The organism is Syntrophomonas erecta subsp. sporosyntropha (assembly GCF_055395365.1).
Map to the genome: position 1 here is coordinate 530459 of NZ_AP042459.1, position 13271 is coordinate 543729.

Sequence of the window (13271 nt, forward strand, 5' to 3'; positions counted from 1 at the left end):
CTCCTTACATGGCAATCATCAATTTTGCTGATCAAAATCTTCATAGGCATTAATGATCTTTTGCACCAAAGGATGGCGGATAACATCCTCTTTCGTGAGATATTCAAATGATACCCCTTTAACATTATTGAGAATTTTTTGTACTTCAATTAGGCCTGAGTACTCATCCCGGGGCAAGTCCACCTGGGTTATATCCCCGGTAATGACTGCCTTAGATCCGAATCCCAGTCGAGTAAGAAACATTTTCATCTGCTGAGGGGTAGTGTTTTGCGCCTCATCCATGATTATAAAAGCATCATTTAGAGTTCTCCCCCGCATATAAGCTAAAGGGGCTATTTCGATAATGTTCTTTTCTAAATAACGCTGGGTAACATCAACCCCCAGAATATCAAATAAGCCATCATATAACGGCCTGAGATAGGGATTTACTTTTTCGATAAGATCCCCGGGTAAAAAGCCTAGCTTTTCTCCCGCCTCCACCGCAGGGCGCACCAGCACGATACGTTCCACTTCCCTATTGCGTAGGGCACGTACCGCCATAACAACCGCCAGGTAAGTTTTTCCGGTTCCGGCCGGCCCAATACCAAATACTACATCGTCTCTGAGGATAGCCTGTACATAGCGCTTTTGACCGATTGTTTTTGCCTTGATAGTCTTACCACGATAGGTGCTAAGTAATGTGGCGGATACGATATCCTGGTGACGGGTTTTTTCACCTCTTTTTAATAAGTTATTCATATAATTGATATCGTTTATAGTTAATTGTTTCTCACTATGGGCCACATCAATAAGACTGGTTAATAAATCGTAAGCATAATTAACTTCTTCTTCTGGGCCCTTAATGTAAATGTCAGCACCCCGGGCAGAAATATCGGCACCTGCAATCTCCCGCAGGTAACGGAAGTTTTCATCCCCGGTGCCAAATACAATCGCTGCTAGACCATTGTCGTTTATAGATACTTTAGTTTCTTTATCTGCCAATCATTAATCCTCCCAGGCTATTACTATATGATTTCTAGGTTATTATATCACATCAATATTAGCTAATACCAATCTCACCTCTGCGGAATTGCTTCCGGCACAGCGATGTTTTCAATCGTTGCTGCTGATACTTTTACTCTTAAAATCGGATCACTGGGTAAGGATAAAATTTCGATCCGGGAATCATAGAGTTTACCTGATTTAGTTGTTTTCTTTTTTAAAGTTTGCAGGGCTTTTTCACCTGCTATTTTTACTGCCTGGCTTTCAGTATATTCCTTAACCTCGCGAATCTGTTCCTGCACCTTAACATTATATAAAGCAAACTCCCCCAAAGGGGTTGTCATTGACTTTTTAGTTACCCGTTCCCGGGACTCCTGGAAATTCCCTTCACGGTTTCCCTTTAACATAAAAGTTCTCCAGGGGGTTATTAAATATCTTTTTTCCAATACCCTTCCTTCTACCAGGCGCTCCTCCCGCATTCGACATTCCCCATACCCTTCATACCAAACCCTGGCCTTTACCTCTCCCCGGGCACGGACAATTTCCGGTTGAACTTCTTCTTGTTCCTGACCCCCCTCCGCAACCATATAAGGGTTAGGCTTGGGAAAAACCACCCCGGAAATTAATATATCTCCCCGGGCTACGGCATCCCCTTCCTTAACAGCCGGCTCCCCATCCAGTACTAATATTTCTTCTACCACCCCATCCCGGGATGCTATCATATGACAAGGTCCGGTAATTTCCTCCCGGGGCAATACTTTTTCAACCACCTCGATACGCGCTTTAACTCCACGAATATCCAGACGTGCATAGGTAAGCTCGCTGATATCACGAAGAAGGGCTTCTTCCACTTCGTTGCAACTGAAACTCCATTTAGGAGCTCCCTGGTATACTCCATACTGGGCTACCACTGTTAGTATACGGTTAGGTTCGATATTCTTAGGTCCACTAACCTCAATAAACCAAACAAATGAGGAGAGAAGATACAGGGCAATCACAAATATAACTGCCCCACCTACAAAACCCAAACGCCTTCGCAACAGTTTCTGGTAAAAAGGCAGCCCTTTGCTACTAGTCACTTCAAGATTATAACCGTTTTCATCCGCAATACTTTTTAAAGCATCCAGCGCACTAGCCCGGATTTTAAAATGCAGGCTATCATCTTTACGGGTAACATCATTAATAAAAATCCCCCGGCTCAAAGCCAGGTTTATAATTTTTTCCAGGTTACGGCCGCGTAGTTTTATATTAATAATACCGCTTACCTGTTCAAAAAATTTATTGCTCATGACTTGCCCCCCAGCATCTATTCTTGGTTAGTCGTGATATTTAACCCCAGTTACCGTCCCCCATATGCTCATTTCATCCGGCACCAGTGTTTTAATGGTCAAATCCCGCCCTTCTATTTCCAGAAAACCTCGCACCAGGTTGATACGGATACGAGTAGTACTATACTCAATTATTCCTTTATGGTTTTCTACATAGATTTCATCTCGACCAATAATAGTTAGCTTGGGCAGATCCATTACCAGATCTTTGGGGATTTCAAGAAATTCTGCCATGGCTTTACTTATAACTTCCCGCCGCTTATCCATCTATTCCCCTCCTGTTATCAGTTACCTAAAAAACTCGTCATAAAAATATATGCTTTTTCCCACCCCCACATGCGCTAAAAACCCATCTTATCACTCTCGGCACGTCCATAAAAAATGGAGGCGGTTGACTATGATAGTCAACCGCCTCCATTAAGCTATATACCGTTTTTAACTCAGGGCTTTGTCCTCCGTACAAATGTTCATCTACTGGCACATTAATCCCCCGGTTTTGCCGACCTGAATCCGCTATTTTATCCAGTTTCCGGGCTTCCCATTTTGGCAGGTTTACCCACCTGGTAAGCCCGCCTCATTTTCCTTGCGCTATGTTACGACTTCCCCTTCCCCCGACGGCTTCCTTCAGACCCCACCGTTACCAGAGACGCCCTTACCCCCTGGTTATCTTCCCGCTGGTTAGTTGATAGGGTTTCTTTCCACCCATCGGCTCAGCCAACATACCGGTCAAACTAAAAAAACACCCCGGTATCTAATACCGGGGTGTTGCCAGTTGTCTTAATAAAAAGCGAAGGCTACTATACTAAAAATAAAACTGACTAAAACCACGCCAACTATGGCGTATACGGCACGCCGTTGCCTTTTATTTTGCATACCTTTATTCATAAAGCTCATAGTCCCATCCCCCTGGATTATAAAAAGCCTGGTAAAACATATAGGTTTTACCAGGCCTGTTTGGCTATTGGAGAGTTTCCTTAACCAGCTCACTTACGAGCTTACCATCAGCCCGGCCTTTTACTTTAGGCATAACTGATTTCATTACTTTCCCTAGATCTTTACGGCTCGTAGCTCCAGTTTCATCTATTACATCCCTGATGATCGCCCTGATTTCGTCTTCACCTAGCTGCTCAGGAAGGTATTCTTGAAGAACTCGAATCTCTTCCAGCAATTGCTCTACAGCACTAGGACGGTTGGCTTTCTGATAGTCTATTAGCGCTTCATTACGCTTTTTTAACTCCCGCTGGATTATCTCTAACAATTCATCGTCCGCCAGCTCACGGTGTTTCTCTATCTCTACCTCCTTTTGAGCTGCTCGAACCATTCTTATTGTAGCCAGCCTGACTTTACCAGCTTCTTTTTGTTTCATTGCTTTCTTCATATCAGAAAACAGTTGATCACTTAGGGACACCGGATAGCCTCCTTAGAACTTTCTCTTTTTCCGGGCTGCTTCAGATTTCTTTTTTCTTTTAACACTCGGCTTTTCGTAATGTTCGTGCTTGCGAATATCCTGCATAACCCCTGACTTCTGGCAGGAGCGCTTGAACCTTTTTAAAGCACTGTCCAGGGATTCGTTTTTACCGACTTTAACTTCGCTCATGGTATCCCTCCCCTCATCCGACTAGGCTAGTTAAATGCCAATCTATTGTACTATTTCTTAGGTTATACAGTCAAGATTAGCCGGGAGGCCATTGCATTTTTCTTCCACCCAGAAGATGATAATGAATATGAGGAACAGATTGTCCTCCTTTTTCACCACAGTTGGATACCAGTCGATATCCCTCTTCAGCAATATTGAATTCTCTGGCCAACGAAGACGCAACAAGCTGGATATGACCCATGAGCGATATATGGTCATTGGTAAGCTCATCTAAAGAGCCAATATGTTCCCGTGGCAGCAATAATATGTGTACCGGGGCAGCAGGTTCAATATCGTGGATTGCCACTAAATATTCATCCTGATAAGCCACCCTGGATGGAATGTCACCGGCAATTATTTTACAAAATATGCAGTCATTATGGCTCACTTGTTCACCTCCTGTATATATAATACCAAAATGATGGTTGCAAATAGTTCATATTTTTATCCATTCTATCAGATAATAATGTCAAAACAAAATATTATATTACACTGTTACGAAAGGATGTGTAACCTATGATAGGTTGGAAACTAAATGTTGGACCTATTGACCGTAGTGTCCGTATTTTTTTAGCTTTACTGTTCACTCTTCTCTTCCTATATACCCCCATGTCCACCACCGGGAAGATAATACTGGCATTTCTATCTATCGAAGGCTGGTTTACTGGACTTACCGGTTATTGACTCGGATATGATTTACTAGGTTGGTCAACCTCATCCCAAAAATAGACACTATTAGTATAGCTTTAAGTATGCTTAGCCATGTGATAATTTGCAAGTACGTTAAAATCCTGTCCCCGTACTAGATGGTTTGATCTCCCCATTAAATTATGAACTTTCCCCCCGGAGAAGGCCCATCTAAGCCCCCAGCAAGTTTTTCTTGGCGCGCCTTAATATATTTTCAGTTTCAGCTTTGAAATATCAAAAGAAACCTTAAAAAGCAACGCCATCAACTGCTTTTAAAAAGTTATTATTTAGTTGGTATATGAATATGTGTTATTGGATGTTTTTAATAGTTTAATTTACTAGTACACCATATGCGGCTCCTTGGTAATACCTATCCAGTTTAATGTTTTGAAAATCTCCGCACCGGTTTTTAGAATGTTTAAATAAAATTCCTATATAATTATCACTTAATCCATAATATTCATTTTCACCAGTTAAGCGCTCTACCAGGACAGCTAAATTACATCCCACCAACCCTTTAATAAAGGCTTCTCGTTTGTGTTTAGCCACTTTAAGCAGGATTTCACTTCGATGATGTTTAACTTTTTCATCTACCTGTTCTGGAAAATCAGCTGCGGGAGTTCCGGGACGGGGCGAATATTTAAAAACATGTAAATCAGCCATAGGCAGCTGCTCTAAAAGCCCTCTGGTATTGTTAAAATCAGCCTCCTGTTCTCCGGGGAATCCCACCATTACATCGGCAGTTAAGGCTACTGCCGGTATATTTTTAGCGATTGATTGCAGTTTTTCATAGTAGTCTTCCGCAGTATACTGACGGGCCATTAAACTTAATATACGCGTACTTCCGCTTTGTAAAGGAATATGGAGGTGGCGGCACAACCGCTTTTCCTGGCTTAATAGCCCAATAATACCTTCAGTAATCTCATTTAGTTCTACTGAACTAAGGCGAATCCGGTAATCCCCGTCTACCTGTCTGAATATTTCGTGCAGGAGACGCTCCAGATACCAGCCTTCTAAATCTTTGCCATACTGCCCGGTATGAATTCCGGTTAATACAATTTCCCGGTATCCCAGACTAACTAATTGACTAATTTCCTGGATAACATCCCGGGGCAGTTTGCTTCTAACCGGCCCGCGTGAATAAGGGACAATACAGTATGAACAAAAGCTCTCACATCCATCTTGAATCTTTACAAAAGCCCGGGTACGTTCATGGAGCCGTTCATAAAAAACAGGTGCCAGTTTATCACTGGAAAGTATCGGTTCATGAACTATTTTGGCCCGCCCCGCTACCAGGCTATCCTTTTCCCCTAGAAGCTCACCTATACGAGACTTATCACGATTGCCGATAATCAGGTTAACGCCATTTAGTTTCTCGATCTGAGCAGCATCGATTTCCGCCAGGCAACCAGTGACGACTATGATTGCCTCCGGGTTTTTACGTGCCGCCCGGCGTATAACCGCCCGGGATTTCCGGTCACTTACACGGGTGACTGTGCAGGTGTTAATTATATAGATATCAGCCTGGTCACTAAAATCCACAATCTGATAGCCCCGGCGGATAAAATCCTCTTTTAATTGTTCAGTTTCTACCTGGTTAACCTTACAACCCAGGGTATGGAATGCTGCTTTTTTCATTTACTGCTACCCCTTAACCATATCTCATCCCAGATCATCATATTCGTAAAACATGATACTGGCTGCCACTAGACCAGCCGTTTCCGTTCTTAAAATTCTTGGTCCCAGGGTGGCAGGAACTACACCATAAGCACAGGCCCGATCAACTTCTTCCGGAGAAAATCCCCCTTCGGGTCCTACTATCAAATATACCCCCTGGTCCAGAAATGCAGTACGCTGCTCTTTTACTATATTTTTTAGTCCCTGCTGTTCTTCCCTTTCATAAAGAATAACTGCCGGAGATCCCTTTATTTCCTCCAATAGCTCATTAAACCCTAATACCTGGCTGATAGCAGGTACCCGGTTACGTCCACACTGTTTACACGCTTCACGAGCCACCACCTGCCAGCGCTCTACTTTTTTGCGCGCCTTGTTTTTATCCAGACGAACTACTGTGCGTTGAGTTATAACCGGCTGTACCTTGTGCACTCCTATTTCTACCGCTTTTTGGATAATAGTATCCATTTTGTCCCCTTTGGCCAGGCCCTGTACTAAAACTAATTTTAGTGATGCCTCCCGTTCCACCACCGCCTGGGATAACACTACCGCCCTTAAGCCGGAATCTGATGGGGCTTCTAATTGCACCAGATACTCACGACCAGTTCCATCAAAGGCCACCACCTGATCACCAATTTTTAGGCGTAAAACCTTTTCAATATGCCGGGATTGTTCCTGGTCAAAATATACTATATCCCCTTGTACATCTTCAGAAGCAATAAAAAAGCGATGCATATCTATACTCCCCCGCACCGCTTAAACAACTTTCCGGGCAACTATTCCCATCCATTCCGCCTCATTTAGGGTCTTTTCTATTTTAAAGCCATATTTTATTAACTGCTCTTTTACTTCCGGCCAGCGGCTCTCTATAATACCAGATCCAAAAAAATACCCACCTTTAACTAGAGCCCGGGTAACAGCAGGAATTAGGTTAACAATAATGTCGGCAGTAATATTAGCCATGACAATATCTGCCGATTCATTTTCCATAATCTCTACCACATCCCCTGCTTTAACTAAAATACTATCCTGTAAATAATTAAGGGCAGCATTTTCTCGAGCTATTCTCACCGCTACTTCGTCTATATCCATAGCCTTGGCATGGTAAGCTCCTAATTTTACTGCTGCAATGGACAATATTCCTGAACCACATCCAGCATCTATGACTCGTTCCCCACCCTTAATATATTCATCCAAAAAGCGTAAACAAAATCGGGTAGAAGCATGGATACCAGTCCCAAAGGCCATGCCCGGATCTATCTCCACCAGTACTTCATCTCCCTGAATCTGATATGATTCCCAGGAAGGTTTGATGACTAAACGCTGTCCAATTTTAAAGGTATGGTAATACTTCTTCCAGGAGGTTTCCCAATCTTCATTTTGGACCTCATTAATAACCACTTTACACTTTACCCGAAAATTATCCTCAACCGAATCCAAACAGGCATTAAACTCCGGCAATATATCCCGCTCTTCAGGAAAGTAGCCCTTAACAATAACACAATGGTCAGCTGATAAATCCAGGCCATCCAATTCTGCATTCCAGGCTACTATTTCGTCGTACTGACGGGTAGCCTGGGGATTTTCTATCACTACTCCTCCACTACGCAGGTTATGAAAAATACCAGCTACAGCCTCTACACACTTTCCTGCGGTGAGTACGCTGACTTCTTTCCATTTCATTTACTTCACCCTATCCCATTGCATCCTTAAATCTGTCAAAAAAACCTTTTTTATTTGATCTATCCTCATCATCTTCATAGAAACTGCTTAAAATTTCCCGCTGCCTCCGTGTTAATTTTTGGGGAATAGTAACATTTATTAATACTTTCAGATCTCCATGTCGCTGGCTGTGTAAATGGGGAATCCCCTTACCCCTGATGGTGATTACATCCCCTGGTTGCGTTCCTTCAGGTATATTGAGTGAGTGTTTGGCCCCGCCTAGTAATTTTAAGTCAACCTGGTCCCCCAGGGCCGCCTGCACAAAATCTATATCCAGGCGGGTTAGTAAATCATAGCCATCTCTTTCGAATTTCGCATGCGGTCTAACGATTATGGTAATATATAGATCACCAGCCGGTCCTCCCCGGGCACCATGTTCACCTTCGCCCTGTATACGTAACCGGGAACCATTATCTATGCCAGCAGGAATACGCACATTAATGGTTCGAGACTTACGTTCTTGCCCAGACCCACGACAGGTGGAACAGGGGCGATCTATAACCTTTCCTTCTCCGCCGCAGCGTGAACATGTTCTTACCGTCTCAAACCTGCCAAAAGGAGTACTCTGGACCTGTCTTACCTGGCCGCTCCCATTACAGGTAGGGCAGGTTTTTACATCGGAACCTGGTTGGGCTCTACTACCTCCGCAGGTATCACATTTTTCCACCCGGCTAATTTCGATATCTTTCTCTAACCCGAAAACTGCATCCTCAAACCCTATTTCCAGGCGAATCTCCCGGTCTGCTCCCCGCTGGGGCCCAGCCTTTCTCCTTCTTCCGGTGGTGCCGCCGCCAAAAAAGAGATCAAACAAATCTCCAAAACCACCGCCCAGGTCATCAAAATCAAAACCGCCGCCGAATCCCCCCGCCTGCTTGGTGGGATCAAAGGCATCATGGCCAAAGCGATCATAGGCGGCCCGTTTTTGCTCATCACTTAATACTTCGTAAGCTTCCGAAACCTCGGTAAATTTTTCAGCCGCGTTAGGATCATCACGGTTGACATCAGGGTGATATTGGCGCGCCTTTTTTCTATATGCTTTTTTAATTTCCTCGGCACTGGCATCCCGTGAAACCCCCAGCACTTCATAAAAGTCTCTCTTGCTGGACATCTTTATCCACCTTCCTGGAAAAACAGGCTTGACCCGGAAATATATTTTTCCAGGTCGAGCCCTAACCCTCCATAGTAATCAAATCTATTTTACTACGATTAGCAAATTCCTGACCAGTTATTACTCATCATCATCTTTTACCTTATATTCAGCATCATAAGTGCCATCAGTTGGCCCCTCCTGGGATCCCGGCTCGTTTTGAGCCTGGGCCTGCTGGTACATCTTAGATGTAAATGCATAAATGGCCTCCATCAGAATATCAGTTTTAGACTTAATATCATCATAATCCTCCCCCTGCAAGGCGGTTTTTAAGTCTTCATTGGCTGTTGTGATCTTGTTGCGGGATTCATCATCGATTTGCTCGCTGTATTCTTTTAAGGTTTTCTCCGCTTGATAAACTGTATTATCAGCATTATTGCGAATTTCAGTCTGTTTGAACCGTTCTTCGTCTTCGGAAGCAAATTTTTCGGCATCTTGGACCATGCGTTCGATTTCTTCGTCACTAAGACCACCAGACGAGGTAATAGTAATCTTTTGCTCTTTATTAGTAGCCATATCCCGGGCCGAAACATGAACAATACCATTAACATCTATATCAAATTTAACTTCTACTTGTGGTACTCCCCGGGGAGCAGGTGGTATACCAGTGAGCTGGAATCTGCCCAAGGTCACATTATGTTCCGCCATTTTACGTTCACCCTGCAGAACATGTATATCTACCGAAGTCTGGTTATCAGCCGCAGTTGTGAAAATTTGACTTTTAGAAGTAGGGATAGTAGTATTCCGTTCAATAATATGAGTCGATACTCCTCCTAAGGTCTCAATTCCTAAAGACAATGGAGTCACATCTAACAGCACCACATCAGTAACATCTCCAGCCAACACCCCGGCCTGAATGGCAGCTCCCACGGCAACAACCTCATCGGGATTAATTCCCTTAAATGGCTCTTTACCCAGGTAGTTTTTAATGGCCTCCTGAACAGCAGGAATACGGGTAGAACCTCCCACCAGGATCACCTTATCAACCTCGCTTGGTTTAAGGCCTGCATCTTTTAGTGACCGCCGGGTAGGTTCCATGGTTCTTTCCACTAGATCAGCTGTCATTTCATTAAACCGAGCCCGGGTCAAAGTTTTTTCCAGGTGCAACGGTCCTTCTGAAGTAGCAGTAATATAAGGAATATTAATATCGGTGGTTAATACCCCAGAAAGCTCATGTTTAGCCTTTTCCGCGGCCTCCTTAAGGCGGTGCATAGCCATTTTATCATTACGCAGGTCAATTCCCTGTTCTTTTTTAAATTCATCAACCAGCCAGTTAATGATTTTATCATCAAAATCATCGCCACCCAGGCGGTTGTTACCACTGGTAGCTTTAACCTCAAATACACCATCACCTATTTCCAAAATAGAAACATCAAAAGTACCTCCACCTAGGTCAAAAACTAAAATGACCTGGCTTTGATCTTTATCAAGTCCGTAGGCCAAAGCCGCTGCAGTAGGTTCATTAATAATCCTCAAAACCTCTAAACCAGCTATCTTGCCGGCATCTTTAGTAGCCTGACGCTGGGAATCTGTAAAATAGGCTGGTACTGTAATTACTGCCTGGGTGATAGTTTCTCCCAGATAAGCTTCCGCATCGGTTTTTAACTTTTGCAGGATCATAGCCGAAATTTCCTGGGGAGTATATTTTTTCCCATCGATATCAGCCCTAAAATCAGTTCCCATTTTACGTTTAACAGAAAGTACAGTTCTATCTGGATTAGTGACCGCCTGCCGCTTGGCTATCCTGCCCACCAGTCTTTCACCAGTCTTGGAAAAGCCAACTACAGAAGGTGTAATACGCTCACCCTCAGCACTGGGAATAACGGTCGCTTCTTTTCCTTCCATAACAGCTATAACTGAATTAGTAGTACCTAAGTCAATACCAACTACTTTGCTCATTTATAAAACACCTCCAACATATTGCTAATATAGTATGGCTAATTACTTACTTTAACCAGGCTAGGTCTTATAACCCTGCCATGGAGGATATACCCTTTTTGCATTTCTTCAATTACTGTGTTTTCAGGATGTTCACTGCTAGGTTCCACCATTAGCGGTTGATGATACTGGGGATCAAATGGTTTGCCCAAAGCCTCAATAACCTGGGCACCTTCCTCCTTAAGTATGGTTTGAACACGCCTGGTAATCATCTCCACCCCTTTATATAAACCTTCATAGTCCTGATTATCCCGTGACATAATTAAAGCGCGTTCCAGGTCATCCACCACCGGTAACAGTTTTTTGATTAAAGGCAGAGCAGCAAACTTTATGTATTCCTCCTTTTCCCGGGCAGCCCTTTTCCGGGTATTATCTACTTCCGCCACAGCCCGCAGGCACTGATCATAATGTTTTCGAGACTCTTCTTTTAAGCGCTCAATCTCCTGCTGCATAGCTTCTACCTGATCAGTTAAAACCTCCTCAGTTACTTCAGCCTGATGGTGGTCTGTAGTAGAGTTATTTACATCTTCCTCGGCATTAGGCGTTGCCCTTGCCCCCATTTCTGTAATATCCTTTTCGTCCATGTCATTCACCCCTATTCTATTATGTCAAACCTTGTCATCCGGTTTACTCCGCATTCGGATGACGGTATTTATTCTTAGTATAGCTACCGCTACTTCTCCGGCCGCCTTAATAGCATGTATTTTTACCATGGCCGGGTCTATTATACCAGCATCTTTCATATCCAAGATGTGACCAGTTTCTGCATCAAAGGAAATAGCCGGGTTATGATTTTTCCTCTGCACGGCCGTAACTTCCCTTAGCTTTTCCAGGGGATTAAACCCACAGTTGCTGGCTATACACATAAATGGCCGAAACAAAGCTTCTTTTACACTCAAAATCCCATAGGCTGCCATGCCCTGCTGCTGCCGGACCAGATCCTCTAATTGTACCCCTATCCATGCTTCCAGCGCTCCACCTCCAGGAACTGTTCCTGCTTGCAAAGCGGCTTGGACTGCTGCTGCTGCATCCCGGGCCATACGTTCGCGTTCATCTACCACTTCTTCGGTAGAGGCTCCAACTATGATAGTAACCTGTTTTTCTCCTGCCCCTTCACTGACAATAGTGCCCCCTAGTTTTTCGTCCACCTGCACCAGGCCAGCATACCCCAGATAAGGTTTAAGAGCTTCAGGCTCCCGATTTATGCTGTTCCGTTTGATTTTTCTGGCACCAGTATGCTGGCAAAGGCGATCAATTTCCTGGGAAGAAACTCTCTGTAAAACCATGATCCCGGCATCCGTAAATATTTCTTCAGCTAGATCATCAATGCCCCGATCTAATACTATCAGGTTTACACCAAGTGTACAGATACGCTGCAGGCTATGTTCATAAACCTGGCGTGCCTTTAAATAATGCTTAAATCCAGTTTCGGTTTTCATGGTATCTTGACTAACCTCTGCAGGAGCCAAAGCATCATCAACAACTAGTATGGTAGCTCCTTCCAGTTCAAATGGCATTGCCCGGTTAACTGGTAATTTATTAACTAATACACCGCCAAAAACCTGGTTCTCAACCCCATCCCGGGATACCAGGGTATCGGAAAATTTAAAATCAGGGTCAAAAAATTTATCCGGCTCTAAAAACTGAACAGCTTTCATCACTAATTTGGCCAGGTCATCATTTCCCCGGCCCGCCACCCTGGCTATAGAATAAAGCTGTTTATCAGCCAGGGATTCTACTGGTACAGTTACCTGTCGGATCATTTCCAGACTGGCTTTTACTCCCAGATGTATCCCTTCGATAACCCTGGTTACCGGAACACCCTTCATTATCTGAGCCGTTCCCTCAGCAACCAGCGCTCCAGCTATAATCGTTGTGGTAGTAGTTCCATCCCCTACTTGCTCTTGTTGGGCCCGGGCTGAATGAGCAATCAATTGTCCGGCCGGATGATTTACTTCCATTAGTTTCAAAATGGTTACCCCATCATTGGTAATTACTATATTTCCCAAGCGATCAACCATCATGATATCCAACCCTTTAGGGCCGATAGTTCCTTCCACAGCCCGAGAAATAACCTGGGCTGCCTGAGCATTGTTTAATAAAGTCTGGAATTTGTCCTCGACCGGCTGATTGCCGTTTATAGGTTGGTCAGACATGA

General features: G+C 43.9%; 14 protein-coding genes. 1 reads left to right on the forward strand and 13 read right to left on the reverse strand.

The features are described from left to right. Positions 1 to 18: 18 nt before the first annotated feature. From ACZ5Q0_RS02410 to ACZ5Q0_RS02435, 6 genes are all read right to left on the reverse strand, one after another. The gene (locus tag ACZ5Q0_RS02410) at positions 19 to 981 is read right to left on the reverse strand and encodes a PhoH family protein (RefSeq protein ID WP_446819616.1); all 963 of its coding nucleotides are present in this window, start codon (positions 979 to 981) and stop codon (positions 19 to 21) included. Between the two features lie 74 nt (positions 982 to 1055). Further along, complete coding sequence (gene yqfD / locus ACZ5Q0_RS02415; protein WP_446819615.1) at positions 1056 to 2270, reverse strand: sporulation protein YqfD; 1215 nt, start codon at positions 2268 to 2270, stop codon at positions 1056 to 1058. A 27-nt stretch (positions 2271 to 2297) separates the two neighbouring features. Beyond that, positions 2298 to 2576, reverse strand: coding sequence for a sporulation protein YqfC (gene yqfC / locus ACZ5Q0_RS02420; RefSeq protein ID WP_446819614.1), 279 nt, complete (start codon positions 2574 to 2576; stop codon positions 2298 to 2300). Positions 2577 to 3267: 691 nt separating this feature from the next. Continuing rightward, positions 3268 to 3717 carry a GatB/YqeY domain-containing protein gene (locus ACZ5Q0_RS02425; protein ID WP_446819612.1) on the reverse strand — a complete coding sequence of 150 codons (450 nt, stop codon included), beginning with the start codon at positions 3715 to 3717 and terminating at the stop codon, positions 3268 to 3270. A gap of 12 nt (positions 3718 to 3729) precedes the next feature. Beyond that, positions 3730 to 3906, reverse strand: a complete 177-nt coding sequence (gene rpsU / locus ACZ5Q0_RS02430; RefSeq protein ID WP_446819611.1) for a 30S ribosomal protein S21 — start codon at positions 3904 to 3906, stop codon at positions 3730 to 3732. 76 nt (positions 3907 to 3982) lie between these two features. Continuing rightward, the gene (locus tag ACZ5Q0_RS02435) at positions 3983 to 4333 is read right to left on the reverse strand and encodes a histidine triad nucleotide-binding protein (protein ID WP_446819609.1); all 351 of its coding nucleotides are present in this window, start codon (positions 4331 to 4333) and stop codon (positions 3983 to 3985) included. A gap of 128 nt (positions 4334 to 4461) precedes the next feature. Here ACZ5Q0_RS02435 and ACZ5Q0_RS02440 point away from each other — a divergent pair, with 128 nt between their 5' ends. Next, positions 4462 to 4629, forward strand: a complete 168-nt coding sequence (locus ACZ5Q0_RS02440) for a YgaP-like transmembrane domain (protein WP_446819607.1) — start codon at positions 4462 to 4464, stop codon at positions 4627 to 4629. A gap of 333 nt (positions 4630 to 4962) precedes the next feature. On the opposite strand, the gene mtaB is transcribed toward ACZ5Q0_RS02440, so the two are convergent. From mtaB to ACZ5Q0_RS02475, 7 genes are all read right to left on the reverse strand, one after another. Next, positions 4963 to 6270, reverse strand: coding sequence for a tRNA (N(6)-L-threonylcarbamoyladenosine(37)-C(2))-methylthiotransferase MtaB (gene mtaB / locus ACZ5Q0_RS02445; protein ID WP_446819606.1), 1308 nt, complete (start codon positions 6268 to 6270; stop codon positions 4963 to 4965). A gap of 24 nt (positions 6271 to 6294) precedes the next feature. After that, positions 6295 to 7041, reverse strand: coding sequence for a 16S rRNA (uracil(1498)-N(3))-methyltransferase (locus ACZ5Q0_RS02450; protein ID WP_446819604.1), 747 nt, complete (start codon positions 7039 to 7041; stop codon positions 6295 to 6297). Between the two features lie 21 nt (positions 7042 to 7062). Beyond that, positions 7063 to 7989 (reverse strand): 50S ribosomal protein L11 methyltransferase, encoded by a 927-nt coding sequence (gene prmA / locus ACZ5Q0_RS02455; protein WP_446819603.1) that lies wholly within the window; start codon positions 7987 to 7989, stop codon positions 7063 to 7065. Between the two features lie 10 nt (positions 7990 to 7999). Next, positions 8000 to 9136: a molecular chaperone DnaJ gene (dnaJ, locus tag ACZ5Q0_RS02460; RefSeq protein WP_446819602.1), complete on the reverse strand. Its 1137-nt coding sequence runs from the start codon at positions 9134 to 9136 to the stop codon at positions 8000 to 8002. A 120-nt stretch (positions 9137 to 9256) separates the two neighbouring features. After that, positions 9257 to 11074 carry a molecular chaperone DnaK gene (dnaK, locus tag ACZ5Q0_RS02465; RefSeq protein WP_446819601.1) on the reverse strand — a complete coding sequence of 606 codons (1818 nt, stop codon included), beginning with the start codon at positions 11072 to 11074 and terminating at the stop codon, positions 9257 to 9259. Between the two features lie 38 nt (positions 11075 to 11112). Then, complete coding sequence (gene grpE, locus ACZ5Q0_RS02470; protein ID WP_446819600.1) at positions 11113 to 11697, reverse strand: nucleotide exchange factor GrpE; 585 nt, start codon at positions 11695 to 11697, stop codon at positions 11113 to 11115. A 24-nt stretch (positions 11698 to 11721) separates the two neighbouring features. Beyond that, positions 11722 to 13269 (reverse strand): TCP-1/cpn60 chaperonin family protein, encoded by a 1548-nt coding sequence (locus ACZ5Q0_RS02475; protein ID WP_446819598.1) that lies wholly within the window; start codon positions 13267 to 13269, stop codon positions 11722 to 11724. Positions 13270 to 13271: the final 2 nt, after the last annotated feature.